Source organism: Cognatilysobacter terrigena (genome assembly GCF_004361065.1).
GTDB lineage: Bacteria > Pseudomonadota > Gammaproteobacteria > Xanthomonadales > Xanthomonadaceae > Cognatilysobacter > Cognatilysobacter terrigena.
Genome location: NZ_SELT01000005.1, coordinates 38,503 through 63,846 on the forward strand (window position 1 = coordinate 38,503; position 25,344 = coordinate 63,846).

Here is a 25,344-nt window from a genome sequence, read left to right on the forward strand (position 1 = left end):
CGCTTACACCCGCTCACCGGCGAACGCATCGCGCAGTGCTTCGTACGCCTGGATCTGCCCGACGGAATGCGCACGCGGCGCGGTGATCTCCAGTTCGACGATCTGATCACCCGGCGGATCACCCGGCAGTCCACGGCCGCGCAGGCGCAGTTTGCGGCCCGCGTCGGAGTTGGGCGGAATCCGCAGCTCGACGTTGCCACCGAGCGTGGGCACGCTGAGCGTTGCGCCCAGCGCCGCATCCCACGGCGTCACCTGCAGCACGTGGATGATGTTGCGACCGTCGACCTCGAACTGCGGATGCGCGGCGTATTCGACTTCGAGCAGCAGATCACCGCCCGTCGCCCCCTGCCCCGCGAGCCGGATCACCTGCCCCTCGCGCACGCCCTTGGGTACGCGCACGTCGAGCGTTCGGCCGTTGATGCCGATACGCACCGACTTGCCTTCGTAGACCGCCTCGAGCGGCACCGCGAGCTTCGCGCGGGTATCGCTGCGTGGCGGTGCGCTGCGACCCGGACCGGGGCGCGCACTGCCGCGACGCGCCTGGCCGAACAGGCTCTCGAAGAAGTCGCTGAAACCGCCGCCGGCGCCACCACCCGCAAAGATCTCCTCGAAGTCGACGCCGCCACCGGCGAAGTCGCCGTAATCCTGCGGCCCCGGGTGCACGTCGTCGCCGGGCCGGTAGCCGCGCGAGCGCAGCTGGTCGTAGGCCTTGCGCTTGGCAGGATCGCGCAGCGCTTCGTAGGCCTCGTTGACGGCCTTGAAGTGGTCTTCCGCGTCCTTTTCCTTGCTGACGTCCGGGTGGTACTTGCGGGCGAGGCGACGATAGGCCGTCTTGATCTCCGCATCGCCCGCGGTGGGCTCGACGCCGAGGATCTCGTAGTAGTCCTTGAACTGCATCCTGCGCTCCGCTGATCGATGGAAAACGAAAACGGCCCGCGGGCGATGCCGGCGGGCCGTCAGTGTAGTGGCCGCCATCGAACGACGCCGTGTGGTGGCGTCGTCCGGTGTCGAACCGTCGCGCTTACTGCCGCGTGGCGTCGCCCTGTGCGCCCGCTCCCACCTGGATGCGGCGCGGCGTCGTTTCCGGACGCTTGGGAATGCTGATTTCCAGCACACCGTTGCGACCGTTCGCGGTGATGCCCTCGGGGTCGGCGCTGTCGGGCAGTGCGAAGCGGCGGTGGAAGACGCCATAGCGACGCTCGACGCGCGAATAGCGGCCGGTCTGCGCGTTGATCTCGCTCTTGCGCTCGCCGCGGATCGACAGGATGCCCTTGTCCATCAGCACCTCGACGTCCTGCGGGTCGACGCCGGGCAGGTCCGCGAAGATCGTGAAGCGGTTCGGCTCCTCGACGATGTCCACGCGCGGCGCCCACTGGCTGGTCACCACCGACGACTCGTCGTTCGCGGTCTCGTTGAGGTTGAAGAAGCGCTCGAACATCTGCTTGAACTCGTCCTGGAGCTGCGGGCCCGGACGCTGCTGCGGAAACTGGTTCATTGCGGTGTCCTCATCGTGGAATCGCGGCCATGCCGCTCTGCCGCGATACGTAGTGGCCGGCCGCGCGCTTTCAAGAGCCGACCCGCGCGCCTGCCGACGGCCGTACACTGCCTTCAGACATCAGACAGGAGCTCCCCCCCATGGTCCAGCCCGGCGACCGCATTCCCGAAGTCGTGGTCCAGCAGATCACCTCGAACGGGATCGAGAAGACCGACACGCTCTCGCTGTTCGGCACCGGCAAGTCCGTGGTGTTCGCCGTGCCCGGCGCATTCACGCCGACGTGCTCGGAGCGCCACCTGCCCGGCTTCATCGAGAAGTTCGACGAGTTCCGTCGCCGCGGTTACGACGTCGCGTGCATGGCGGTGAACGATCCGTTCGTCATGCAGGCGTGGATGCGCAGCGCAGGCGTGCCCGACGGCATGAAGATGGTCGCCGACGGCAACGCGGAGCTGTCGCGTGCGCTCGGTCTCGATCTCGACGCCTCGGCATACGGCATGGGCATCCGCTCCAAGCGCTTCGCGATGGTCGTCGCCGACGGCGTGATCGCGCAGTTGTTCGTCGAAGCGCCCGGCGAGTTCCGCGTGTCGACCGCCGAGAACCTTCTCGACGCGACGGCGTAACGCTCAGCGCGACAGCACGTCGAACGAGATCCGCGCCCACGCCCCACCCTGCGCGAGCGCGGTGAGCACGTGGGCGCCGGGCTCGGCGAGTTGCAGGGGCAATGTCGCCGCACCCGTCGTCTGCGCGATGAAGCGGCCATCGAGCAGCCAGCGCACGTCGTCGGTCGTACCGAGCGCGCGCACCTCGACGCGCACGGACGCGCCGTCGCCCGATGCGAGCCGCGCGTTGTCGCGAACGCCGTCGATGTGAAGCGTCGCCGCGGCGGCGCGTCCGTCGTCGGCGCAGTCGGGCGATAGCGCGGGCAACACCGACGCCTCGCGCTCGCGTTGCGTCAGCCACGGCGATGCAAGCACGGGCCATCGCGCGAGCGATACCGGTCGCGTGACGTGCGTCCGCGCGCAGTCGGCGGAAACACGCAGGCCCGTCGACGCATCGACGTCGACATCCTCGCGACCCGCATTCCACGCACGCGCCTGACGCTCCGGGAGCGTCGGCGGCACGGTTCCGTCGAGCACCCACGCCGTCATGCGGCGCTCGCACAGCGCGGCGGGCTGCGCGTCGGCCGGTGTGCCGAGCGGCCAGCAGATGTCGGTCTGCGAGACGGACGACGGCCGCCGCGGCGACGCCGCCGTTCGCGCGCGCGGCAGGCTGTCGACGATCTCGAACAGCAGCGGCAACGCGGTGACCGCGCCGTACTGGCCCGGCATTGGCGTTCCGTCGGGTCGACCGACCCACACGCCGACCGTGTACGCGGGCGTCGCGCCGAGCGCCCACGCGTCGCGATAGCCGTAGCTCGTGCCCGTCTTCCACGCGAGTGGTGCACGGCCTCGCGCATCGAACAGGTCGCCGACGCTGCCGGGCCGCGGCGTGCGTTCGAGGATGTCGCGAATGATCCACGCGGCGCCTTCCGACATCACGCGCCGTTCGACATGCGGATCGTTCGGCGTGTAGCGCACGCGCCCCGCAACGCCGCCGCGCGCGAACGATGCATACGCGCCGACGAGGTCTTCGAGCTTCGCCCCCGTGCCACCAAGGATCATGGACAGGTTCGGCTTTGCGCCGTCGGGCCACTTCAAGCGCAGGCCTGCATGCGCGAGGCGTGCATCGAAATGTGCCGGACCGACACGGTCGAGCACATCCACCGCCGGCACGTTGAGCGACTGCCGCAGCGCGTCCGCGACGCTGATCGGCCCGGTGAATGCCGCATCGAAATTGCCGGGGCGGTAGTCGCCAAAGGATTGCGGCGCGTCGACCAGCAGGCTTTCGGAATGCACGATGCCGTCGTCCAGCGCCATGCCGTAGAGGAAGGGCTTGAGCGTCGAACCCGGCGACCGCCACGCGCGCACCATGTCGACGTGGCCCAACCGCGCGGCGTCTTCGATATCGAGAGATCCGACGTAGGCGCGCGCTTCGAGCGTGGCGTTGTCGACGACGAGCAACGCGGCCGACGTGCGCTCCGGAAGCGTCGAAAAATACGCGGCGATGCGATCCTCGACGACGCGTTGCAGGTCGCGATCGATGGTCGACGCGATGCGCGCCTGGCGCGGCGATGCACTGCGCAGGCGCTGGGCGAGCAACGGCGCGAGACGCGGCGCCTGCAGCGAACGCGCGACCACGGGTTCGATGCGCGCGTCGTGTGCGTCCGCATTCGTCCAGACGCCGAGCTGCGCCATGCGCGCGAGCACCTTGTCGCGCGCGGCGCGAGCGGCCTCGGGATGGCGATCAGGACGCAGCCGGCTCGGCGCCTGCGGCAGGACGGTGAGCAGTGCGGCTTCCGCGTGCGAGAGCCGCGACGCGGGCTTGCCGAGGTAGGCCCAGCTCGCGGCCTCCACGCCCTCGATGGCGCCACCGAACGGCGCGTGGTCGAGATAGAGCTGCAGGATCCCGCGCTTGCCGACGTGCACTTCGAGCTGCAGCGCGCGGAACACCTGCCGGAGCTTGCCGCCGACGTCGCGCGGATGCGGGTCGAGGATGCGCGCGACCTGCATCGTGAGCGTCGAACCGCCCGACACGACGTGGCGATACCGCAGCACCTGTGCGCCCGCCCGCGCGAGTGCATAGGGGTTGATGCCCGGATGCCGCCAGAACCAGCGGTCCTCGTAGCCGATCAGCGCCTGCAGGTAGAGCGGCGACACCGCTTCGGCGCGCACCGGATAGCGCCAGACACCACGACTGTCGGCGAATGCACGCAGCGGTGCGCCGTCTCGCGCCAGCACCACTGCGCCGCCATCGCGTGCATCGGGCAAGGGCAGCGGGAACGCGAGGTCGAGCAGCATCGCGAGAACGAGGACGCTTTCGATCGCGAGCAGCGCCGCTAGCGCGCGGCGTGCGAGCGAGCGACGTCGCGTCGCGCGCGGCGACTCGACGTCCACGCGCGCGACCGGCGATGAGCCATCGCCATCCCGTCGCCGCCTCGCGCGTTTTGACCATCGAACCGCCACTGCAACCTCGTCGGATCGAGCCGGGCTCAGTGCCCCGGCTCGCCCACGTTGACCTTCGCCGGTGACGCCTTGCCGACGCCGCGGATCCACGGCCGGTACATGTCTTCCACGAGCGACGGCGGCACGGTGTACGTGCCCGGCGTCACCGCGCGCACCATGTAGAACACGCGCGACGTGCTGCCCGACGAGAGCTTGAGCGCCGCGACGTAGCGATCCTCGCGGAACTCCTCGTGCTTCACCTCGGCCGCGTCCTTGCGGTCGGCGAGTTCGATGCCGTCGATGCTGACGTCGGCCCACTGCTTCTCGTCGCCGAGATTGAAGTTCTCGATCTCGAGGCCGGCCGGCAGCAGGTCGGTGAGCAGCGCGTCGGGCACGTCGTCCTGCGGCGTGATCGCGACGGACACGATCAGCGCGTCGCCTTCCTCGAGCTTGCCGCCATCCCACGGCTGGCCGTCCGGCGTGTACCACTTGCGGACGATGCCGATCTTCGAATCGTCGAACGCCGGCGGATCGCGCGGAATGCCCGCAACGTCGACAGTGGCGTAGAGCGTGCCGGTACCCGTCGGCGCGAAGGAGATCCCGCCGCGCACGGCCGTGATGTCGAACAGACGCGCCTGCAGCTTCGCCGCCGGCGCCTCGCTCGCCGCGCCCGCAACGCGCCACGCGCCCGCGACCTGCCGCGACGTGTCCACCATCAGCTGCTTGCCGAGCCGCGCGAGTGCGACCTGCTCCTGCGTGCTGAGGTATATGCCGTAGGCCGAACGTCGCGCATCGATTTCACGCACCAGCGCCATCAGGCGCGGATCGAACGCCTTGGGCGCGAGGCCGTGGCGCCGCGTGAGCGCGAGCATGAGGGCATCATCGCGAACGCGGCTGCCGTAATCGCCGAAGTAGCCGGTGCGCGCGTCGGGATCGCGATCGAAGCCGTCCTGGATCGCACGCACGCCACGCGCACGGTCGCCCTGCAGCGCGAGCGCGAGGCCGAGGTGCACGAGCGGCAGGCCGGTGATGCTCTGCTTGCGATCGTTGTCGTACAGGCCGCGGAGCGTGCCGAGCGGCGCACGGTTCACGCGCGCGAGCACGTAGCCGGCATACGCCTGGTACGCGAAGCGCAGGTGCTCGCGACGATCGTAGCCGTAGAAGCCGCTGCTGCCGCCGAGCAGGTCCTCGCTCATCGCCTTGAGCGCCTTCTGCAGCACGGTGTCCGGAATCGCGAAGCCGGCGTCGCGCGCGTCGAGCAGGAACTCGGCGACGTACGGCGTCAGCAGCGGATTCACGGAATCGTCGTCATCGCCCCACATCGAGAAATGGCCTGATGCGACCTGCATGCCCGAGATGCGTGCGAACGCGCCGTTCATGCGCGCAAGGCGCTTCTTCGCGTCGAGGCCCTTGACGCCGAGCGTGCGCGCCGTCGCGTCGTCGAGCAGCAGGCCCGCATAACCCTTGCTGGTCGTTTGCTCGATGCAGCCGTACGGGTAGTCGAGCGCGCCCTGCAGCGCGGCCGCGAACGGGATCGGCGGATTCGGGCTGACGGTCAAACGGGCGGCGACCGAGTCCGCGATCAGGCCGTCGACGATGTCCGCCGGCAGCGTCGTAGACGCGGGCGCATCGAAGGTCGACGTGCGCGTGCGCACGACCTGCGGCCACGCCGGGCGAACAGGAAGATCGAAACCGCGATCGACACGTGACGCATTGCCGTCGATCCGGATACGCACACGCCCGGTGCCGAAGCCTTCCTTCGCCGTGAGCGGGAACGTGAGCGAGACCTTCTGCTCCGGCGCCAGTGTCAGCGTTCGGGCGCCGTCGGCCAGCGCGAGCGGGCCCGTCGTGTCGACGTTGACCTTGAAGCTGCCGGCGCGGCCCGTGAAGTTCTGCACGTCGAGCGTGACGCGACTGCTGTCGCCCGGCGCGAGCACGCGCGGCATGCTGGGTTCGGCGAGGATCGGCGCGCGAATCGTGCTTTCCTTCGCGACGCTGCCGAAGCGTCCGCCCGAGTACACCACGGCCGACACGCGCAACGTGCCGTTGAAATCGGGCACCGCCACCTTCAGCCGCGCGATCCCCTTAGCGTCCAGCGCGACAGGACCGGCGAACAGGTCGACGGTCTGCACATGGGCGGTCGGCCGACGCGCCTGCGGCAGCGCGGGGAGCGCCATGTCGCCGCCGAACTTCAGGCGCGCGGTGCCGCCGTCGAAACTCTCGATCACGCGGCCGTAGATGTCGTACGCATCGACGCCGAGCCGGCGCTGCGCGAAGAAGTGCTTCGCCGGATCCGGCACCGGGAACTGCGTGATGTTGAGGATGCCGACGTCGACCGCCGACACGACGACGTGCGCGCGTTGGCCCGCGAGCTGCGGCGCCGCGATCGTCACCGGCAGGTCGCGCTCCGGTCGCGTCTTCGCCGGCACCGAGATGCCGACGGCGACGCGCCGATCTCGACGGTCCATCGGCACGTGCGCGACGCCGACCGCGCGCGCGGGCGTGACCTTGCTGGTCGCGCTGCCGCCGCGGAATACGAGCGCACTGACGTACACGTCGTGGCGTTCCCAGTCCTTGGTCACCGGAATCTCGAAGGTGCTGCCGGCTTTCACGTCCACCGACTGCACGTACAGCATGCGATCGGATTCGACGATCAGCAGGCCACGACCCGGATTGGGCGGTGTCACCGTCACCTTCAACGTGTCGCCAGCGCGATAACCCGTCTTGTCGAGCGCGAGCTTGACCTTGTCGGGGCGCGCGTCGAGGCCACGGTTTTCGTCGTTCCAGCTCCAGCCCGCGGTAAACGGATAGCGCGACGTGAGCTTCGTGACCGGGTCGTACACGTCGACCCGGTAGTCGCCCCACTCCACCGGGAAGTCGAACGGCACGGCGTCGTTGCCCGCATCGACGTTGAGCGTCTGCACGTTCTCGAAGCGACGGGTAAAGGCGTAATCCCAGCCGCTGTCTTCGTCGTAATCCCAGTGGTAGTCGCGACGCTCGCGCACCAGCGTGATGCGCAGGCCCTTCGCGGGGCGCGGGCGGCCCTGCGCGTCGACGCGCATGAGCTGGAAGCGCGCATTCGTGTTCGCGTCCGCGCCGTCGGTGGCGTCGAACAGCGGGCGTACGCCGACGAGCGCGTCGGCCGGCCACATCACGCGCTTCACGCTGCGATTCACGCTGCGGCCGCCGGTCTCGTACACGCTGCCGCTCAGCATGAGCGCGATCGGCGAAACCGGTTTCGCGTCCTTCGGTAGCGGCACGTCGACGTCGAGGCGACCGTTCGGGTCGAGCACGGTGTCCAGCACGTCCTCGGCCTTGTCCGGCAGCGCGAGCGTGGCGTCGCCGAAGAAGTAGCCGGGCAGCTGCTGCGCTTCGAACGGATGCTGTTCGACCGCGATCGCGAGGCGCGCCGTGAAGCGGTTGCCGGCGGCCGGCGCGCCGTACAGGTAGTCGCCCTGCACGTGCAGCTTGAGCGGCTGCCCCGGGGTGACGACGGGCTGTGCCGAGAGGTCGAGCTTGAGACGTTCCGGCAGGAACTCCTCGACCCGCAGCGTCATGCCTTCGACGGCGTCCTTGCTGCCGGGGTCGGTGCGGAACTCGACGCGCCAACGGCCCGTCGGTGCCTCGGACGGGATGACCTGGTCCTGACGCACGTAACCCTGCGCGTCGGGCTGCAGACGCGACTCGATCAGCGTTTTGCCGTCGGGCTGCACGTAGCGCACGTAGATCGGCTGCGGCGCTTTGCCGGCCGCGGTCGCGATGGGATTGCCGTCGTGATCCCGTAGCAGCGCCGAGAGATGGACCGTCTCGCCGGGGCGATAGAGATCGCGGCCGGCCCACGCGAACACATCGAACCACGCTTCCTCGCGCCCGGCGACGGCGAACTCGGAGAGATCGAGCGCCGGCGGGTTGAACGGCAGCATCGTGACGTCGCTGCCGCGGCGCGCGACCAGCACGTGGCTGGCGTCGAGCGTGTAGTCGAGCAGCGCGTTGCCGTTGCTGTCCGTCGTGCTCTTGAAGACGGGCTCGCCCTTGGCGTCGAGCACGCGCAAATCCACACCGCCCGTGCCCGAGCCGTCGAGCAGCGACGCGGTGTGGACGAACAACTTGTCCTTGTATGCACGCACGTGCACGCCGAGGTCGCTGACGGTGAAGAACGCGGTCTCGAAGTCGTCGCTGAAGGTCCCGGCCTTCTTCATCACCGCGAAGTACAGGCCGGGTTCCTGCAGCTCCTTGATGTCCTGGATCGGCAGGTAGGTCAGCACGCGCTCGTTGGCCTTGCCGCCGAGCACGAAGCGGTTGACGTAGACGGCGTCGGCGATCTTCGTGAGCGCGCGATGTTCCTCGCCGTTGTTGTCGAGGTCCCAGCTGCCGCGACGCCCGCCGCGCTGGTACTCGGCGAAGAACTTCGGCAGTTCGCTGTCCCGCACGCGCAGGAATTCGACGTCGACTTCCGGCACGTTGATCGACACCACCGGCAGGCCGCGCGTTTCGCGCGCCGGCAGCACGCTGCCCTGCGAGGCGAAGCCGACGACCGGATCGAGCGGACCGGTGTAGACCTTGCGCTCGAGTTCCTTGCCGATGCGGCTGCCGTCCGCCGCCGTCAGCCCGGGATAGGCGACGACGACGTAGTTCTTGCTCGGCTCGACATGGCGGAACCGGAGCACCTTGGCGCCGTCGTCGAGTACCCAACCGCCGTCGACGTGGCCGCCCTTGTCGTCGCGCACGACGATGAGCTTGTCGAACTCCTGCGTGGCGGCGAGCGGCCGACTGAATTCCACCGCGATGGCGAGTTCGTCGTCTGCCTTGTCGGGGTACGCCGACGCGATGGTGAACTCACCCGGGGCGACGCGCTTCGCGTGGATGGCCTCCCCGCTCGGTGCCGGCAGTTCGCCGTCGGTGTCCCGCTTGCAGCCACCGAGACCGAGGGTGAGTGCGAGGATGAAAACGATCAACGCGCCGACGCGGCGCGAGGCTGCGGATCCGTCCGCCCGATGCATGCCGTGCATGCGCGCCCCCTTAGTGATTGCGCGAAGTATTGGGCATCCACCAACGCGCGCAATCGCGTCCCGACGGACGGTGAAACGCGTCAGACGATGGACGTTTCGACCGCCGTCCGACGTTCGTCCAGCCAGCGCACCAGGTCGGCGGCGGGCATGGGTTTGGCGAACAGGTAACCCTGCAGGACGTCGCAGCCGAGCGCCATCAGGCGATCACGCGTCGCGACGTCTTCGATGCCTTCGGCGGCGACCGTCAGGTTGAACCGGTGCGCGAGGTCGACGACGAAGCGGATGATGTCGGCGCACGAGGGATCCGTCGCGAGTTCGGTGACGAAGGAGCGATCGATCTTGAGCTCGTCGGCCGGGATGTTGCGGAAGTACGAGAGGCAGGAGTAGCCCGTGCCGAAGTCGTCGATCGAGATCTGCGCACCGAGCGCGCGGATGCGCTCCAGCACCGGGAACGCCGCGCGTGCGTCCATGAGCGAGCTCTCCGTGATCTCGACGACCAACTGCACGCCCTCGCCCCAGAGGCGCAGTGCGTCCTCGACGAGCTCGGGCAGGTCCGGCTCGGTCGCGAGCATGCCGGGAATGTTGATCGACACCGACGGCGGGCCTGACGGGAAGCGCCATTGCGAGGCCTGCCGCAGCGCCGTGTTGAGCGCCCACACCGTCAGCTTCTTGATATGGCCGATGCGCTCGGCGACAGGAATGAACACCGCCGGCGACACGAAACCGCGCGTCGGGCTGTACCAGCGCATCAGTGCTTCGGCGCCGATCGGCTGCAACGGTCCGGCGGCGAGCTTGGGCTGGAACGCGAGCGACAGTTCGCCGCGCTCGATCGCGCCGCCGAGCTGGACCTCGAGGTCCCACTGATCGGAGATGTCGACGTCGCCCGCGGTGTCGGGCGCGAACATGTGGCGCACGCCGGCACGACGCGCACGCGACAGGGCCGCTTCCGCGCGGCGCAACAGGAACTCGGAGTGCGTGGCATGGCGCGGCGCCATCGCGATGCCCACCGTCACCGGCACGTGCAGTTCCGCCTGCCCTTCCCGCATCGGACGCGCGAGCAGCCGGAACAGCTTCTGCACCGCGAGTTCGACATGCCCGGCATTCATCATGCCGGTGAGGATGAGCGCGAAGCGGTTGTCGCCCAGCCGCGCAGCGTAGTCCTGCGGACGCGTCACGAACTCGAGCTGTCGCGCGAGATGCGACAGCAGGCGATCGCCCGTGGCGAAGCCGTGGATGCCGTTGACCTGGGCGAAGCCATCGATGTCGATGACGAGCAGCGCCATCGGGACGCGCTTGTCGGCCGCGAGCACGACCTGGCGGCCGAGCAACGACAGGAACGTGCGGCGGTCGCGAAGACCGGTCAGTTCGTCCTGGCCGGGCTGCATCGCGTCAGTCCAGGAACAGCGCGGCGCGATCGATGCCGTACGCGCCCGCGGGCAGGCCGCCGCGCACGTTCAGCGGTTCGCCGTCGGCATCCGTGGTGACCTCGGCGAGATCGATCAGCCTGAACTCGGCAAGCGGGCTCTTGTCCGCACCGAGCAGGAGCATTACCGACGGCCGCAGACGCTTGAGCGTGTTCACCGACATCACCACGCCGACGCTGCCGTCGGTGAGTTCGACCAGCGTGCCGGTCGGATACACGCCGCAGGTGCGAATGAACTGCTCGACAAGTTCGGCCTGGAACAGCCGATCGCGCGTCTGGTAGAGCTCCATCACCGCTTCGTGCGGCGAGCGCGACGCGGCGTACGGGCGCTGGCTCACCATGGCGTCGTAGCTGTCGACCAGGCCGGCGATGCGCGCGTACATCGGGATCGCGCTGCCGGCCAGGCCGTGCGGATAGCCCGAACCGTCATGACGTTCGTGGTGGCAGTCGACCACCTGATGCACGACCGGCGACAGACCCGGCGTGTCGGCGAGGATGCGCCGACTTTCTTCGACGTGCGCACGCACCAGACGCAGGTCTTCGGCATCGAGCGGACCGGGCTTGGACAGCAGGCCGTCCGGCATGCGCACCTTGCCGACGTCGCACAGGAGCGCGCCAAGCGCGAGGTCGCGCAGATCGTCGCGTTCGAGACCGAGGTGACGGCCGAATGCGGCCGCCCAGATCGAACAGGCGATGCCGTGCTGGTAGACGTAGTCGCCTTTGCGACGCATCTCCATCACCCACGGCAACGCCATCGGGTTGCGGGTGATCGAATCGAGCATCGTGTCGACGCCCACGCGCAGCTTCTCGGCGTCGAGCTTGCCGCCCGTGCGCAGCCCGTCGATGACGTCGCGCACGCCGGCCTCGAGCGTCTCCTGCGCCTTCTCCGCGGCGGCGACTTCGTTGCCGAACACGCGCGACAGGATGCTGCGTACGGGTCCGTGCGATGCTGGCGGAGGCGCCGCGGGTGCCGACAGCGAATCGTCGTCATCGAATACGACGAACTGCGGCGACGGCGACTTGCCGCGCGCGATGTCGACGACGACGTGCTTGCACATGACCTGGAGACGCCGCAGGTCGTCGTCCGTCTCGACCATCACGCCTTCGAACGCGAAGCCGCTGCCGAGCCACGGGCGATCGAGTTCGCTGACGAACATGCCGCGCTCGAGCCCGGCCGTGCTGATGCGCAGTTCCTGGCGGAACTCGGTCATCGTCGCGTTCACCGCGCGCATCCCCGGCCACGGCCACGAACGGCGGGCGACGCGCCGTGCGCGACTGCGATGCTCGTTCGGCTGTGGGCTGGGCGCTTCATGCGACGGTCCGACGTCTCCCCTCTCCGCTCGCTAACGGCCGCCCGGCGGGAAGCTTGAAGCGGCCGTTGGCCGGCCCGTACGGCTTGATGAATGGCGGGCCCGGAAACGACAACGCCGACCCGGAGGTCGGCGTTGTACGTGGAGCGATGGAGGCTCAGGCCGCGGGTTCGTCGTCCGCCGACTCACCGGCATCCGTCGCCGCGTCGGGGTCATGTCCCGCGACGTTCAGCACATGGCGGTCGACCGTCGGGTCGCTGCCGCCTTCGGTCGGTACTACCGCGCCGCTCAGCATCTCGTCCTCGTCGTCCAGCGACACGTCGACACGCTCGATCGCCTGCAGGCATTCGCCCTCGCCCAAGCGGATCAGCGTGACGCCCTGCGTGTTGCGGCCGACCTGCGAGATGTCCGCCGCCGGTGTGCGCACCAGCGTGCCGGCGTCGGAGATCAGCAGCACCTCGTGGTGATCGCTGAGCTGGATCGCGCCGACCATGCAGCCGTTGCGGTCGGTGGTCTTGAGCGCGATAACGCCCTGCGTGCCGCGACCCTTGCGCGGGAACTCCTCGAGCGGCGTGCGCTTGCCGAAGCCGCGCTGGCTGGCGGTAAGGATGTCGCCATCGCCGTCGACCACGATGAGGCTGACGACCTTCGCACCGTCCGTGCCCTCCTCGCCCTCGGCCAGGCGCATGCCGCGCACGCCGGTCGCGTTGCGGCCCATCGGGCGCACTTCGCTCTCGGAGAAACGCACTGCCTTGCCATTGCTCGCGAACATCATGATGTCGCGCGTGCCGTCGGTAAGTTCGGCGTTGACGAGCGCATCGCCGTCGTCGAGCGAGATGGCGATCTTGCCGCGCTGCAGGCGGAAGGCGAACTCGGTGAGCGGCGTCTTCTTGACCGTGCCGTTGCGCGTCGCGAAGAACACGTACTTGCCTTCGACGTACTCGCGGACCGGCACGACGGCCTGCACCTGCTCGCCGGCTTCCAAGGGAATCCAGTTGATGATGGGACGGCCGCGCGAGGTCGGGCCCGCCTCAGGCAGCTGGTGCACCGGCAGCCAGAACACGCGGCCCGTGCTCGTGAACGTCAGCAGCGTGTCGTGCGTGTTCACCAGCCACAGCTGGTCGATGAAATCCTCGTCCTTCGTCTTCGCCGCATTGCGACCGCGGCCGCCGCGCTTCTGCGCGCGATACGCGGCGACCGGCTGACGCTTGGCGTAACCCGCGTGCGACAGCGTGACCACCACGTCTTCCGGCGCGATGAGGTCGAGGATGTCGAGGTCTTCTTCGCTCTGGCGGATCTCGCTACGGCGCGCATCGCCGAACTCCGCCTTGAGGTCGAGCAGCTCGGTGCGGATGACTTCGCGCAGGCGATCGGGATTGACCAGGATTTCGATCAGCCCGCGGATGGTCTCCAGCAGTTCCTTGTACTCGTCGGTGAGCTTGTCCTGCTCGAGGCCGGTGAGGCGATGCAGGCGCATCTCGAGGATCTGCTGCGCCTGCGTCTCGGTGAGCTGGTAACGCGCGACGCCGTTCTCGTCGCGCAGGCCGACGCCGGCCGGCAGGTCGTCCGGTCGCGATGCATCCGCGCCCGCGGCGGCGAGCAGCGAACTCACGAGGCCCGCGTTCCACGTCCGCGCCAGCATGCGCTCGCGCGCCTCGACCGGGTTGGCCGACGTCTTGATCAGATCGATCATCTCGTCGATGTTCGCCAGCGCGACCGTCAGGCCTTCCAAGATGTGCGCACGCGCGCGCGCCTTGCGAAGGTCGAAGATCGTACGACGCGTGACCACTTCGCGGCGGTGGCGCACGAAGGCTTCGATGATCTCGCGCAGGTTCAGCAGCTTCGGGCGGCCGTCGACCAGCGCCACCATGTTGATGCCGAACACCGACTCCAGCTGCGTCTGCTGGTAGAGGTTGTTGAGGACGACGTCGGCCGATTCGCCGCGCTTGACCTCGATGTAGATGCGCATGCCGTCCTTGTCGGACTCGTCGCGCAGCTCGCTGATGCCCTCGATCCGCTTTTCCTTGACCAGCTCGGCGATCTTCTCGATCAGACGCGCCTTGTTCACCTGGTACGGGATCTCGGTGACGATGATGGCCTCGCGGCCGTTGTCCATCGTCTCGATGTCGGCCTTCGCGCGCATGCGCACGCGGCCGCGGCCGGTGCGGTAGGCGGCGACGATGCCGGCGGTGCCGTTGATGATGCCCGCGGTCGGGAAATCCGGGCCCGGGATGAACTCCATCAGGCCGTCGACGTCGATCTCGGGGTTGTCGATGAAGGCGACCGTCGCGTCCACCACCTCGTTGAGGTTGTGCGGCGGGATGTTCGTCGCCATGCCGACCGCGATGCCGGCGGAACCGTTGACGAGCAGGTTCGGCACCCGCGTCGGCATGACGGTGGGCTCGAGTTCCTTCTCGTCGTAGTTCGGCTGGAAGTCGACGGTTTCCTTGTCGATGTCCGCCATCAGCTCGTGCGCGATGCGCGACATGCGCGCCTCGGTGTAACGCATGGCCGCGGCCGAGTCGCCGTCGATCGAGCCGAAGTTGCCCTGCCCGTCCACCAGCATGTAGCGCAGCGAGAACGGCTGCGCCATGCGCACCAGCGTGTCGTACACCGCGGTGTCGCCGTGCGGGTGGTACTTACCGATGACGTCGCCGACGATACGCGCCGACTTGTAGTAAGGACGATTGCTGTGCGCGCCGAGTTCGTTCATCGCGTAGAGCACGCGACGGTGCACGGGCTTGAGGCCGTCGCGCACGTCCGGGAGCGCGCGGCCCACGATCACGCTCATCGCGTAATCGAGATAGCTGCGGCGCATCTCGTCTTCGAGGTTGACCGGGATGATTTCTCGGGCGAGTTCCGTCATCGGGATTCCGTGTGGGCCTGGGACGCACCCGTCGAAGCGGCCGTGCGACACGCGCTCTCGCGCCCGTCGAACCGCGTCCTCGGAAGGGTGTCCTGAAGAGGTGAAATCCTACCACGCGAGGCGGCCGGAAGCACGCGATTTCCAGCCTCAAAACAAGGACTTACGCGTGGAACCAAGGCGTGATTCAGACCGGTCGCAGGCGCTGCGACATGCGCCGCCGGAACGGCGCATCGCCAGGCGTTGGAAGCGGCGCTACACCGTCCCGAACGCCGCGCGCATGGCGGCTTCGTCCGGGCGCTCGATCACGCCCCGCTCGGTCACGATCACGTCGATCAGCTCGTGCGGCGTCACGTCGAACACCGGGTTCCAGGCTTCGACCCGCTCCGCCGCCGTGCGCACGCCGCCGAGCGAGAAGAGCTCGGTCGCTTCGCGTTCTTCGATGTGGATGGCATCGCCATTGGGCGTGTCCAGGTCGACGGTCGACGACGGCGCGGCCACCATGAACTTGACGCCGTGGTGGCGGGCCGCGATCGCGAGCTGGTACGTGCCGATCTTGTTCGCGGTGTCGCCGTTCGCGCAGATGCGGTCGGCGCCGACGACTACCCATTGCACGGCGCCGGTGCGCATCAGGTGCGCAGCCGCCGCATCGGCAATGAGCGTCGGGACGATGCCGTCCTGCTCGAGCTCCCACACCGTCAGGCGCGCGCCCTGCAGCCACGGGCGGGTCTCGCCCGCGTAGACCTTGTCGATGCGCCCCTGCGCGACACCCGCGCGGATCACGCCGAGCGCGGTGCCGAAGCCGGCCGTCGCGAGCGAGCCCGTGTTGCAGTGCGTGAGCACCTGGCTGCCCGGCTCGATCATCGCGGCGCCGAGCGCGCCCATGCGGCGATTGGCGGCCAGGTCTTCGGTGGCGATCGCTTCGGCTTCGCGCAGTAGCACGTCGCGCCACTCCGCGCCTGCGGACTGCACGGCGCGACGCAGGCGCGCGAGCGCCCATGCGAGGTTCACCGCCGTTGGCCGTGCTGCATTGAGCCGCACGAACGCGGGCTCCAGCTTCGCCATCGCGTCGGCGCCGTTGGCGGACTCGACGTCACGTGCCGCGAGCACTGCGCCCCACGCCGCCGCGATGCCGATTGCGGGTGCTCCGCGAACAGTCAGGTTCGCGATCGCATCGGCAACGGACGCGTAGTCGTCGCAACGCACGTATTCGACGGCGAACGGCAGCTTGCGCTGGTCGAGAAGTTCGAGGGCATCGCCCGTCCAGCGAATGGGACGGACGCGGTCGTAACGGTCGAAATCGAAAGTGGCATCCATCGCCGCATTCTACGGCGCAGTGCGCAAGGCGCCGTCGACGCGGATCAGCGACCGCTCGCGAACGCGCCGCCGCCGACTTCGAACTCGGCGCGACAGCCGTGGTCGACCCACAGGCCGCGTGCGTCGACGCCCCAGGTGTCGCCTTCGATACAGGCCGTATGCGAGAGCTGCTTCACGAGGCGCACGCTGCCCTCGGTCGAAATCGCACAGCTGTGCCGGCGCCCCTTGTCGGATTCGCAACGCAGGCGAGCTGCGGCCGGCGGCGCGGGCCGCTGCCATGTGCTGCCGACGACGCGGAACTCCGCGCGGCAGCCGCCGCTCACCCACACGCCTTCGCTGTCGAGGCCCCACGACTGGCCGCGGATGCATTGCGAACGCGACAGCTGACGAACGATTTCGATCTGCGCGCCGCGATGCGTCGGGCAGTGCGTCCAGCGACCGCTGTTGGAGCCGCAGCGGAACAGGCGGTCGCCGCTGCCCATCGAACCGACCACGCCGCCGGCGTCGCCGTTCGACAGCGCGAGGAACTCGCCGCGACAGCCTTCCGTCACCCAGATCGATCGACGCGTGCGGCCCCACGTTTCGCCTTCGATGCACGGCGACTTCGACAGCTGCTTCAGCAGCCGCGCACCGCCGGTCGCGTCGACCGGACATTCCGTCGTGTGGCTGTCCGTGGATTCGCAGCGCAGCGTGCGGCCGTCGGGCGGCTCACGCCAGGCGTGCGCACGCGGTATCGCGACGATGCAGGCACCGACGCCGATCAGTAGTCCGATCGTCCCGCGCGTCACCATGCCGGTTCTCCAACAGCCCCTTCGCGCCGACTGTAGCGCGGCCGCGTGAACGTTGCTCGGATTCCAACCCCGCGGTCGTCGTTCATTTACCTGCCGTCAGGCCCGGCCGAAATCGAACGCCAGAACGTCGGCAATGCGCGCCGCTCCCCGCATGGCCATCAGCAGGCGATCGACGCCCAGCGCGACGCCCGCGGAGTCCGGCAGACCATTCGCCAGCGCATTGAGCAGCGCGTCATCGCGCGGGACGTTCGGCGCACCCCATGTCGCACGCCGCGCGATATCGCGATCGAATCGCGCGCGCTGTTCGCACGCGTCCGTGAGTTCGTGATAGCCGTTCGCGACTTCGAGCGGACCAAGGTAAAGCTCGAAGCGCTCGGCCACCGGCGGATCGCCGTCGCGCACCCGTGCGAGCGCGCATTGCGACGCCGGATAGTCGTGAACGATCGTGATCGTGTCGTCGCGAAACGCGGGCTGGATGCGGTGCGTCATCAGCAGGTCGAGCCAGTCGTCGCGCGTCAGGCCCTCCGGATCGATGCGCACCTCGCCGAGCGCATGTCGCAACGCATCGATCGGATCGCGATGCGCGTCGACGCCGAGATGCGCGTGATACAGCGCGCCGTAGGTCGTCTCCTCGATGCGCGCACTGCGGCCGACGAGCGCGAGGCACGACTCGACGAGGTCCGCGACCTCGCGCGCCAGCACGATGTGGTCGATACCGACGCGATACCACTCGAGCATCGTGAATTCGGGATTGTGTCGGCCGCCCGCCTCGCCGTCGCGGAACACGCGGCCGAGTTCGTAGCAGTCGCCGATACCCGCGGCCAGCAGGCGCTTGAGCGGAAATTCGGGCGACGTGCGGAGCCAGCGCTCGCGCGGCGCGCCATCGGTGCGGCCGCTGAAGTGCGTCGCGAACGATGCGATGTTCGGGTCGGTGTTGCCGGCCATCGACATCACCGGCGTCTCGACCTCGAGAACGCCGCGCTCGGCCATGAACTCGCGGATGCGGCGGTTCACCGACGCGCGCAGTCGCAGCGCGTCGAGCGTGGCCGACGGCTGCCAGTGCTCGCTCACGCCGCGCCGTGCTTCGACAGGAATGCGACCAGCTTGTCCTCGTCCCAGACGTCGATACCGAGTTGCTGCGCCTTCTCGAGTTTGGATCCCGCGCTCTCGCCGGCGACGACGAAGCCCGTCTTCTTCGACACGCTGCCCGCCACCTTGGCGCCGAGCGCTTCGAGCTTCTCGCCAGCCTGTTCGCGCGTCATCGACGACAGCGAACCCGTCAGCACGACCGTCACGCCGTCGAGCGGGCCTGCAGATGCCGCAACTGCAGGCAGCGCATCGAGCAATGCCGACTGTGCAGCCAGCGATCGAACGAGCAGCGCGGCGTTTGCATCCTTGTCGCGCCACGCGACCAGCGACTCGGCAACTGCGTCCGGCACGCCCGCCGCGACCAGTGCCGCGACATCGATCGTCGCCAGCATGTCGCGATTCACGGCGCCCCCGATCTGCTCGGCGCGGAGTCGCGTGACCTTCGGAATCTCGAGATCGACCAGCAGCGTCGCCACATCGAGGCGTTCGCGCAGCTTCGGCGACGGCGCATGCTCCTCCGTCGGCGCGACGCCGCGCTCGAGCAGCGTGTCGATCACCTGCTGATTGCCGGCCTGGTCGAAGAAGTGGCCGAGCGAACGCGCGACCTCGCCGCCGATGTCCGGCAACGCCTTGAACAGCGGCCACGGGAGGCGACGCACGGTTTCCAGCGAGCCGAACCATGCCGCGAGCGCCTTCGCCGTGCTTTCGCCGACGTGCTCGATGCCGAGTGCGAACAGCAGACGCTCCAGTGTCGTGCCGCGGCTGCGGTCGATCGCGGCAAGCAGATTCTCCGCCCACTTGGTCGCGACCTTGCCGCGGGCCTTAGTTGCAGGCTCGGCGTCCGCAGGTTCGACTTCACGCGCATCGACCTCGCGCTTCATCGCGAGCAGGTCGTCGAGCGTCAGCGCATAGAGGTCGCCGAGCTGCTTGACGTAACCCAGGTCGCACAGGTCTTCGACGATGCGATCGCCGAGGCCTTCGATGTCCATCGCGCGACGCGATGCGAAGTGGCGCACGGCTTCCTTGCGTTGCGCGGCGCACGTCAGTTCGCCGGAGCAGCGCCACACGGCCTGCCCCTCCTCGCGAACGATCTCGGAGCCACAGACCGGGCACGCCGCCGGCATCTGCCAGGGCGAGGTACCGCGCGGACGCTCCGATTCGACGACGCGCACGATCTCCGGGATGACGTCGCCCGCGCGACGAACGATCACGGTGTCGCCGATGCGAACATCGAGACGCGCGACCTGGTCGGCGTTGTGCAACGTCGCGCTGGTGACGACCACGCCCGCGACATGCACAGGGCGCAGCCGCGCAACCGGCGTCGCCGCACCCGTGCGCCCGATCTGGATCTCGATGCCTTCCAGCACCGTCATCTGTTCCTGCGCGGGGAACTTGTGCGCGATCGCCCAGCGCGGCGCGCGCGAGACGAAGCCCATCTCGCGCTGGCCGGCGTAGTCGTCGAGCTTGTAGACGACGCCGTCGATGTCGAACGGCAGCGACGCGCGACGCGCGCCGATGCCGCGGTAGTAATCGAGCAGGCCGTCGACGCCACGCACCACGGCGTTCTCCGCGCTGACGGGGAAGCCCCAATCGCGCAGCTTTGCGAGCACCTGCGAATGCGTGTCCGGCAACGTGCCGCCTTCGACCGCGCCGATCGCATAGGCGTAGAACGCGAGCGGGCGCTGCGCCGTGATGCGCGGATCGAGCTGACGCAGCGAACCCGCCGCGCCATTGCGCGGGTTCGCGAGCGGCTTCCAGCCTTCGGCCAGCGCCTTCTCGTTGTACGCGTTGAACGCGGCAACCGGCATGAACACTTCGCCGCGCACTTCGAGCACGTCCGGCCAGCCTTCGCCGAGTAGTCGCAACGGCACGCTGCGGATCGTGCGCACGTTCGCGGTGACGTCTTCGCCCGTCGCGCCGTCGCCGCGTGTGGCCGCAACGGTCAATCGGCCGTGCTCGTAGCGCAGGCTGATCGCAAGGCCATCTAGCTTGGGTTCGACCGAGAACGCTGGCGACGTGACATCGAGGGTCTGCTCGATGCGACGAACGAAGTCGGCGACTTCCTCGTCGGCGAACGCGTTCGACAGCGACAGCATCGGCACGACGTGGCGCACCTGCGCGAACGCGGTGGCCGGCGCGCTGCCGACGCGCTGCGTCGGCGAATCGTCGCTGGCGAGGTCCGGGTTCTCCGCTTCCAGCGCGAGCAGCTCGCGCATCCAGAGGTCGTACTCGGCGTCGGGCACCGACGGATCATCGAGCACGTAGTAGCGGTGGTTCGCCTCGGCGATCAGGCGGCGCAATTCGTCGATGCGTGCAGCGGGTTTGGACATGCGATCAGCGGGCGGTCTTCGAGCGCTGCGAGAGCCATTCGTGGATGCCCTGCGGGATGTCGCGTTGCGCACGGCCGGACACGTAAATGCCGATGTGGCCACCGCGGAACGACAACTCGCTGTAGTCCTTGGTCCCGACGAGGCCGCGCAGCGGCTTCGAAGCATTCGGCGGCACGAGGTGATCCTGCTCGGCGTAGATGTTGAACACCGGCATGTCGATCGACTTGAGATCGACCGTGCGATCGCCGACGCGCACCGTGCCGTTCACCAGTCCGTTGTCCTGGTAGAACTGTTTGATGAACTCGCGGAAGGCTTCGCCGGCGAGGTCCGGCGAGTCGAAGATCCAGGTCTCCATCCGCAGGAAGTCCTCGACCGCGCGCTTGTCCTCGAGGATGTCGACGAGCCCGACATACTTCTGCACGAGCAGCCGGTACGGCTTCAGCGTGAGGTAGCACCAGTTCATGACGTCCGCCGGCACGTTGCCGAGCGTGTCGACCATCAGGTCGACGTCCAGCGCCCGCGCCCAGCCCGCGAGCATGTTGTCGTCGGTGTGGAAATCGACCGGCGTCACCATCGTGACGAGGTTGCGCACCTTGCGCGGGTTCAGAGCGGCGTAGCACAGCGAGAATGCACCGCCCTGGCAGATGCCGAGCAGGTTGATCGCGTCGACGCCGTGCGCCTTGCGCAGGTAGTCGACCGCGCCGCCAAGGTAGCGCTCGATGTAGTCCTCGAGCGTCTGGAAGCGATCGGAGCGGTCCGGATAGCCCCAGTCGATGATGTAGACGTCCTGCCCGCGTTCGAGCAGGCCGCGGACGATGGACTTGTCGCTCTGCAGGTCGACCATGTACGGGCGGTTGACCAGCGCATACGCGATGAGTAGCGGCACCTTCTCGGTCGCTTCCACGCCGTCGTGGCGGAAGCGGTAGACGGCGACCTTGCCGTCGCGCCACACCTCTTCGCGTTCGCTGGCGCCGACGTCGACCGGGTCCAGCGTCGACAGCGTTTCCATGCCCTTGCGCAGGCGCGCCTGCACCTGCAGCGCTTCACGCGCGAGCGCGTCGAGGCCGATGTCGATCGGCGATCCGAACATCGTGTCCATCAGCGCTTACCCGTCTTGGGTGGCGCGGCCTTCGCGGCGCGCGGCTTGGGTGATTCGGCCTGGTCGGGCTTTGGTGTCTCGGGCGCTCGTGGCGTACCCATCGCCTCGAAGGCTTCGCGCAGGCGACGCAGTTCACGCTCGAGCTGCGCGACCTTGCGATGCGCGGCGTCGACCTCGGCACGCCCCGGAATACCCCATTGCGCGCAGGCGACTTCGACTTCCTTCTGCATGGCGGCGCGCACGCGCATCTGCGCGTTGACGTAGTCACCGAACGCGGACTGGAAGCGGTCGCCGAGCGCGATGTCGGCGTAGGCGTCTTCCGCGGCGTCGATCCAGAGATCGAACAGGCCGCGCGCGCTGTCGACCGGCTTGCCGTCGCTGCCGCGCTTGGCGAGCAGTGATTCGAAACGCGCGAACGCGTCCTGGCCTGCTTCCGCGATGATCGCGTTGAACGCCTGCGACGCCTGCTGGAACTCCGCCGTCGCCTTCGCGAACGACTGCATGCGTTCCTGGTGTTCGCGCGTGTAGCCGAACGCCGGCAGATCGAACGGACCGCGAGGCGCACCGTTCGCGCCCGCACCGAAAAACGCCGCGGGCATGAACGCATTCGCGAACCCGGCCTGCGCGAACGGGTTGTCGCCGAGCATCGATCGCCATGCACGCGCGATGTCCGCGGCGTTCGTCTCGACACCGCCGCCGAACTGGGCGGCGAGCTGCTGCATCTGCGTCATCCACTGACCGGCGAGCGCGGTCGGATCGAACGACGACGCTCGCGGCACGGCCGGCTTCCACCAGCCGAACGGATCGCTCGGTGCTGGCGCGGGCGCGGCGCCCATTGCGCTGAACCACTGCCGGCTCATGCGCTCGAACGCGGCGGGATCGAATGCGGGAAATCCGAAGCCCGCGGCTCCGAACGGGGATGTCGACATGGTGGCCTCCGATCGAACGCCGATGATAACGAACGCGGCCTGTGCGGCGGTTACGGCTTGGGAATGTGCAGCGTCTTGCTGATCATCAGCGAGCCCGACAGCGCGAACATCAGCACCAGCGGATGCAGCTGCCACGGGCCGAGGTGCACCACCCCGCCCCACACCGCCGGCCCGATCGCCCCGCGCATCGCAGCGATCGCAAGCACGATCACGAGCACGAGGCTGGTTGGAATCGGCGTGCCCTCGAAATACTTCACCTTGCCTTCGGTGCCCGACAGCTGTTCCGCCGTGACGTTGTAGCGCGCGAGTCGGCTCACGCCGCAGCCGACGAAGTAGCTGAGCACCACCCAGTCCCATCCGCCCTGCAGGCCGCAGGCGTAGGCGAGCGACGCGGGCGCGACGCCGAACGAGATCACGTCGGCGAGCGAATCGAGCTCGCGACCGAGCGTCGACGCCGACTGCCTCCAGCGCGCGATGCGGCCATCCAGCGCGTCGAATACGAACGCCAGCGGGATCAGCGCCATGCCGACGAGCAGGTCGCGCACCACGCCCTCCTGCAGGAAGCGCATGGCCGCGAAGATCGCGCCCGAGCCGCAGAAGGCGTTGCCGAGGGTGAACCAGTCCGCGAGCTGGAAGTCGCGGAGCATCGAGAAGTGGCGTTGCTTCATCGGGTGCCTGTCCGGTGTTTCGCGGCAGGGTGCCAAACCGAGTGTGACGCCGGCAACACCAATTCACTTTGCCAAGCGGCGGCTGCCAATCTTTTGACGTCCAGCCGTGACGGGACTCCCGGTTCCGCATGTCACTGATTTCTATAGTCCCTCGCACTGGAGGGGGATCCAGGGACAGGACATGAAGCGAACCATCTATCCGATGCGGGCCAACCGCGTTGCCCGCCGCGGTGCGTTCTGGACGGTCACCCGCCGGGCCCCGGCCGCGGGCATGAGCCTCGCGCAGAAGTACGGCGACGGCCAGCGTATCCGCAGCCAGCCCTTCGTGGGCAGCGTGACGCCCGACGTCGGCGCCGGTGCGTCCGCTCTGCCTGCCGACGTGCTCACCCTCGCCCGCGCGCCGTTCGCGGTGCGCATGCTGCGCAACCTCAGCTTCGGCCCGACCAAGGCGTCGATCGCCGAATTCCAGGGTCTGGGCTCGACCGACACGCAGCGCCTCGCGAACTGGATCGACTGGCAACTCGACTACACGTCGATCGACGACAGCGCCGTCGACGCGCGCCTGTCGCGCGCCGGCTACACCACGCTCGGCAAGTCGCTCACGCAGCTGTGGGCCGACCACGTCGTGCCGAATCCCGCGTACGAAGTGCGCATGCTTCCGGCACTCGAGATGCAGCGCGCCGCATTCGTGCGCGCGACGTACTCGCGTCGCCAGTTGCTGGAGATGACGGTCGACTTCTGGCACGACCACTTCAGCATCTACGGCTACGACTACTCCGCCGGCCCGGTGTCGCCGAGTTACGACCGCGACGTCATCCGCAAGAACGCGTTCGGCAATTTCCGCACGATGCTCGAGGACGTGGCGAAGCATCCGTCGATGCTTTATTTCCTCGACAACTACTCGAACACCAAGGCCGGCCAGAACGAGAACTGGGCGCGCGAGCTGATGGAGCTGCACACGCTCGGCACCGAGAACTACTACGGCTTCCAGGACCCGTCGACGCTGCCGCGCGATCCCGCCGACTCGACGTATCCCGCCGGTTACACCGACATCGACGTCTACGAAGTCGCTGCCGCATTCACCGGCTGGACGCTGCGCGACGGCAACTGGCAGTACCCGAACGAGAACGACGGCACGTTCGTCTACCGCGCCGCATGGCACGACACGAACCCGAAGACCATCCTCGGCAAGCAGTATTTCCCCGAGCAGCCCGACATGAAGGACGGGCGCGACGTCCTCGACCGGCTCGCGTCGCATCCGGCGGTCGCGCGCCACATCTGCGCCAAGATCATTCGCCGCTTCATCAACGACGTGCCCTCGCAGTCGCTGATCTGGAGCGCCGCGAAGGTGTTCCGCGACAACTGGCAGGCGCCGGACCAGATCGCGAAGGTGCTGCGCCACATCCTCAACTCCACCGAGATGTTCAACGCGTGGGGCAACAAGACGCGCAAGCCGTTCACCGCGATCGTCGCCGCGATGCGCGCGGGTGGCTCCGACTGGACGCTCGCGACCACCGGCGATCGCAGCAACGAGTTCGCGTGGCGCTTCGGGTTCACCGGCCACACGCCGTTCGGCTGGCCGGCGCCGAACGGCTATCCCGACGTCACCGCGCCGTGGTCGGGCTCGAACAGCTACGGCCAGACGTGGCGCATGCTCGACTGGCTGACCGACACCACCGACGGCGGCTTTCCGCTCATCCCGGTGCTCGCGAACACGCGCGCGGACATCGCGGCAGGCTCGTGGACCGCGAACAACCTCGTCGACTACTGGTGCAACCGGTTGCTCGGTTACATCCCGGACGCGACGCGCCGCCAGGTGCTCGCCAAGGTCCTCGCGCAGAACGGTGACCCGGCGACGTACGTCATTACCGACACCGAAGCGTGGTCGGGCAACGACCTCAAGAAGCACTACAACCAGTCGCGGCTGAAGAGCATGGTCTCGTTGATCCTGCTCTCGCCCGAGTTCCTGAGCCGCTGAGG

General features: G+C 68.4%; 16 protein-coding genes. 2 read left to right on the forward strand and 14 right to left on the reverse strand.

The window, feature by feature from the left end; all coding sequences use genetic code 11:
* Window positions 1-3 precede the first annotated feature (3 nt).
* Complete coding sequence (locus tag EVS83_RS04970; protein WP_133499923.1) at window positions 4-897, reverse strand: DnaJ C-terminal domain-containing protein; 894 nt, start codon at window positions 895-897, stop codon at window positions 4-6.
* Window positions 898-1,021: 124 nt separating this feature from the next.
* Complete coding sequence (locus EVS83_RS04975; protein WP_133499924.1) at window positions 1,022-1,495, reverse strand: Hsp20/alpha crystallin family protein; 474 nt, start codon at window positions 1,493-1,495, stop codon at window positions 1,022-1,024.
* Between the two features lie 140 nt (window positions 1,496-1,635).
* Between EVS83_RS04975 and EVS83_RS04980 the strand changes: the two genes are divergently transcribed.
* Window positions 1,636-2,115, forward strand: a complete 480-nt coding sequence (locus EVS83_RS04980) for a peroxiredoxin (RefSeq protein ID WP_133499925.1) — start codon at window positions 1,636-1,638, stop codon at window positions 2,113-2,115.
* A gap of 3 nt (window positions 2,116-2,118) precedes the next feature.
* Here EVS83_RS04980 and pbpC read toward each other — a convergent pair whose 3' ends face one another.
* From pbpC to pssA, 12 genes are all read right to left on the reverse strand, one after another.
* On the reverse strand, window positions 2,119-4,488 hold the full coding sequence (gene pbpC / locus EVS83_RS04985; RefSeq protein WP_425456064.1) for a penicillin-binding protein 1C: 2,370 nt from the start codon (window positions 4,486-4,488) through the stop codon (window positions 2,119-2,121).
* 95 nt (window positions 4,489-4,583) lie between these two features.
* Window positions 4,584-9,536, reverse strand: a complete 4,953-nt coding sequence (locus tag EVS83_RS04990; RefSeq protein ID WP_133500013.1) for an alpha-2-macroglobulin family protein — start codon at window positions 9,534-9,536, stop codon at window positions 4,584-4,586.
* 89 nt (window positions 9,537-9,625) lie between these two features.
* Window positions 9,626-10,930 (reverse strand): putative bifunctional diguanylate cyclase/phosphodiesterase, encoded by a 1,305-nt coding sequence (locus tag EVS83_RS04995; RefSeq protein ID WP_133499926.1) that lies wholly within the window; start codon window positions 10,928-10,930, stop codon window positions 9,626-9,628.
* 4 nt (window positions 10,931-10,934) lie between these two features.
* Complete coding sequence (locus EVS83_RS05000) at window positions 10,935-12,179, reverse strand: cyclic di-GMP phosphodiesterase (protein WP_166636808.1); 1,245 nt, start codon at window positions 12,177-12,179, stop codon at window positions 10,935-10,937.
* 256 nt (window positions 12,180-12,435) lie between these two features.
* A complete protein-coding gene (gyrA, locus tag EVS83_RS05005) occupies window positions 12,436-15,144 on the reverse strand; it encodes a DNA gyrase subunit A (protein WP_133499928.1) in 2,709 nt (902 codons plus the stop codon).
* A 252-nt stretch (window positions 15,145-15,396) separates the two neighbouring features.
* Window positions 15,397-16,458, reverse strand: a complete 1,062-nt coding sequence (gene mtnA, locus EVS83_RS05010; protein WP_133499929.1) for an S-methyl-5-thioribose-1-phosphate isomerase — start codon at window positions 16,456-16,458, stop codon at window positions 15,397-15,399.
* A gap of 44 nt (window positions 16,459-16,502) precedes the next feature.
* On the reverse strand, window positions 16,503-17,249 hold the full coding sequence (locus EVS83_RS05015; RefSeq protein WP_133499930.1) for a DUF3011 domain-containing protein: 747 nt from the start codon (window positions 17,247-17,249) through the stop codon (window positions 16,503-16,505).
* Window positions 17,250-17,345: 96 nt separating this feature from the next.
* On the reverse strand, window positions 17,346-18,320 hold the full coding sequence (gene epmA, locus EVS83_RS05020; protein ID WP_133499931.1) for an EF-P lysine aminoacylase EpmA: 975 nt from the start codon (window positions 18,318-18,320) through the stop codon (window positions 17,346-17,348).
* Window positions 18,317-20,668 (reverse strand): NAD-dependent DNA ligase LigA, encoded by a 2,352-nt coding sequence (gene ligA / locus EVS83_RS05025; protein WP_133499932.1) that lies wholly within the window; start codon window positions 20,666-20,668, stop codon window positions 18,317-18,319. The genes epmA and ligA overlap by 4 nt, the downstream gene beginning before the upstream one ends.
* Before the next feature lie 4 nt (window positions 20,669-20,672).
* Entirely contained in the window at window positions 20,673-21,758 is a 1,086-nt protein-coding gene (locus EVS83_RS05030) for a class III poly(R)-hydroxyalkanoic acid synthase subunit PhaC (protein ID WP_133500014.1), read from the reverse strand.
* A gap of 8 nt (window positions 21,759-21,766) precedes the next feature.
* On the reverse strand, window positions 21,767-22,696 hold the full coding sequence (locus tag EVS83_RS05035; protein WP_133499933.1) for a poly(R)-hydroxyalkanoic acid synthase subunit PhaE: 930 nt from the start codon (window positions 22,694-22,696) through the stop codon (window positions 21,767-21,769).
* 50 nt (window positions 22,697-22,746) lie between these two features.
* Window positions 22,747-23,364: a CDP-diacylglycerol--serine O-phosphatidyltransferase gene (pssA, locus tag EVS83_RS05040; protein ID WP_133499934.1), complete on the reverse strand. Its 618-nt coding sequence runs from the start codon at window positions 23,362-23,364 to the stop codon at window positions 22,747-22,749.
* Between the two features lie 181 nt (window positions 23,365-23,545).
* Between pssA and EVS83_RS05045 the strand changes: the two genes are divergently transcribed.
* Window positions 23,546-25,342 (forward strand): DUF1800 domain-containing protein, encoded by a 1,797-nt coding sequence (locus EVS83_RS05045; RefSeq protein WP_133499935.1) that lies wholly within the window; start codon window positions 23,546-23,548, stop codon window positions 25,340-25,342.
* The last annotated feature ends 2 nt before the right edge of the window (window positions 25,343-25,344 follow it).

Coding starts and splice junctions, on each gene's coding strand:
- EVS83_RS04970 (WP_133499923.1), bottom strand. CDS start 897: ATGCAGTTCAAGGACTACTACGAGATCCTCGGCGTCGAGCCCACCGCG.
- EVS83_RS04975 (WP_133499924.1), bottom strand. CDS start 1,495: ATGAACCAGTTTCCGCAGCAGCGTCCGGGCCCGCAGCTCCAGGACGAG.
- EVS83_RS04980 (WP_133499925.1), top strand. CDS start 1,636: ATGGTCCAGCCCGGCGACCGCATTCCCGAAGTCGTGGTCCAGCAGATC.
- EVS83_RS04990 (WP_133500013.1), bottom strand. CDS start 9,536: ATGCATCGGGCGGACGGATCCGCAGCCTCGCGCCGCGTCGGCGCGTTG.
- EVS83_RS04995 (WP_133499926.1), bottom strand. CDS start 10,930: ATGCAGCCCGGCCAGGACGAACTGACCGGTCTTCGCGACCGCCGCACG.
- EVS83_RS05000 (WP_166636808.1), bottom strand. CDS start 12,179: ATGACCGAGTTCCGCCAGGAACTGCGCATCAGCACGGCCGGGCTCGAG.
- gyrA (WP_133499928.1), bottom strand. CDS start 15,144: ATGACGGAACTCGCCCGAGAAATCATCCCGGTCAACCTCGAAGACGAG.
- mtnA (WP_133499929.1), bottom strand. CDS start 16,458: ATGGATGCCACTTTCGATTTCGACCGTTACGACCGCGTCCGTCCCATT.
- EVS83_RS05015 (WP_133499930.1), bottom strand. CDS start 17,249: ATGGTGACGCGCGGGACGATCGGACTACTGATCGGCGTCGGTGCCTGC.
- ligA (WP_133499932.1), bottom strand. CDS start 20,668: ATGTCCAAACCCGCTGCACGCATCGACGAATTGCGCCGCCTGATCGCC.
- EVS83_RS05030 (WP_133500014.1), bottom strand. CDS start 21,758: ATGTTCGGATCGCCGATCGACATCGGCCTCGACGCGCTCGCGCGTGAA.
- EVS83_RS05035 (WP_133499933.1), bottom strand. CDS start 22,696: ATGTCGACATCCCCGTTCGGAGCCGCGGGCTTCGGATTTCCCGCATTC.
- pssA (WP_133499934.1), bottom strand. CDS start 23,364: ATGAAGCAACGCCACTTCTCGATGCTCCGCGACTTCCAGCTCGCGGAC.
- EVS83_RS05045 (WP_133499935.1), top strand. CDS start 23,546: ATGAAGCGAACCATCTATCCGATGCGGGCCAACCGCGTTGCCCGCCGC.